We start from the raw sequence: 1,655 nt of genomic DNA on the forward strand, positions 1-1,655 counted from the left end.
CTGCGGCGGATGGTGGTCTCCCGGGCGGAGATCGGCGGGCACACCGTCGGCAGCCTGCACGCGCTGTACCCGGCCGGCGCCGACGAGCCCGGCCCCGAACAGCGGGGAGTGGTCGGCTACCTCGGCTCCTGCATCGCCCACATGTACGGCGACCAGAGCGGCCTGCCGGTGCATGGCGACGGCCCGGTGGTGGCGGCGCTCGCCGACGGGCTGGCGGTCGTCGACCGGGACGCCCACGTCCGGCTCTGGAACCCGGCCGCCGCCGAGGTGACCGGACGATCCACCGCCGAGGCGCTCAGCCGGCCGCTGCCCTTCCCGCTGCCCCCCTCCGGGCAGGTCCTCGACCACCGGCTACCGGACGGGCGGTGGCTGCGGATCACCTCGGGCGAGCTGCCCGGCCCGGGCACCCTGCGGGTGGTCACCTTCCGCGACATCACCGACCAGCAGCGCCACGACCACGAGCGGGACCTCTTCGTCGCGGTCACCAGCCACGAACTCCGTACCCCGGTGACCGTCATCAAGGGGTACGCGGACACCCTCACCGACCACTGGGAATCGCTCAGCGAGACCGACCGTCGGCAGGCGGCCCGGGTGATCGGACAGCGCGCCAACGAGCTGGCCCGGCTGCTCGACCGGTTGCTCTCCTCCGCCGCCGAGGCATGGCCGGGTGACGGACCACCGGCGCCGTTCGACCTCGGCGAGGCGCTCCGGGCCGCCGTCGCCGACCTGCCCTCGGAGCTGCGCCGCCGGACCGCCCTCCAGGTGCCGTCCCAACTGCCCAGGGCGGTCGGCCACCGGCAGAGCCTGGCCACCGTGCTGACCGAACTGGCCACGAACGCCGGCAAGTACGCTCCGCCCGGCTCGCCGATCGAGATCAGCGCGGGGGCGGACGGCCAGACCGTCTGCTTCCGGGTCAGCGACCGCGGCATCGGCGTACGCCCCGAGCACGTGGAGCGGGCCTTCGACCGGTTCTGGCAGGGCGACTCCGGCGACCGGCGGCGCTATCCCGGCACCGGTCTCGGCCTGTATCTCGTCCGCCGGATCGTTGAACAGCAGAATGGATGGGTATTCCTACGTCCGAGGACAGGCGGGGGTACGGTCGCAGAGGTGCGGCTGCCCCGCAGGTGATCGTGGGGGTCACGGGGGCGGAAGAGGGGCGGAAGTGTCGACGGGAGCGGTCGAACGAGCGTGGTGCGTAGTGGTGCCGCACCACGTCAGCGGGGCGCGGGTCGCCCGGCACCGGCTCGCCGCCGAGCTGGCCGAGGCAGTGTCCCCGGCGGCGCTGGCGGATCTGGTGGCGGTCCTGGCCGAGCTGGTGGGCAACGCCGTCCGGCACGCCGACCCGCTGCCCGGCGGGGTGGTCCGGGTGGCCTGGCGGCTGCGACCCACGCCCGAGGGTGCGCAGGTGCAGCTACGGGTCACCGACGGCGGGGCCGCCGGCACCCCGCGGATCCGCCCGGCGGACGCGGCTGCGGCCGACGGACGCGGCCTGCACATCGTCTCCGGCCTGGCCAGCCGGTGGGGCGTGGAACGGGACGGCCTCGGCCAGAGCGTCTGGGCCGACTTCGACCCCGTCCCCGACCGGCCGGGCCTGGTGGCCGCCAGCTGAGCCCGGGTCACCAGCGGCACCGGCCCGCCCGCGGCGGCCGGATGCC

2 protein-coding genes are annotated in these 1,655 nt (G+C 75.5%); both read left to right on the forward strand.

Features of this window, described 5'->3' with window-relative positions; genetic code table 11:
* Positions 1-1,128, forward strand: a 1,128-nt coding sequence (locus AB0M52_RS30590; RefSeq protein WP_363960914.1) for a PAS domain-containing sensor histidine kinase, incomplete at its 5' end; no start/stop codon positions are given.
* 34 nt (positions 1,129-1,162) lie between these two features.
* Entirely contained in the window at positions 1,163-1,609 is a 447-nt protein-coding gene (locus AB0M52_RS30595) for an ATP-binding protein (protein WP_363960916.1), read from the forward strand.
* Positions 1,610-1,655 lie beyond the last annotated feature (46 nt).

Origin of the sequence: Micromonospora sp. NPDC051296 (genome assembly GCF_040682255.1) — a bacterium.
GTDB lineage: Bacteria > Actinomycetota > Actinomycetes > Mycobacteriales > Micromonosporaceae > Micromonospora > Micromonospora craterilacus.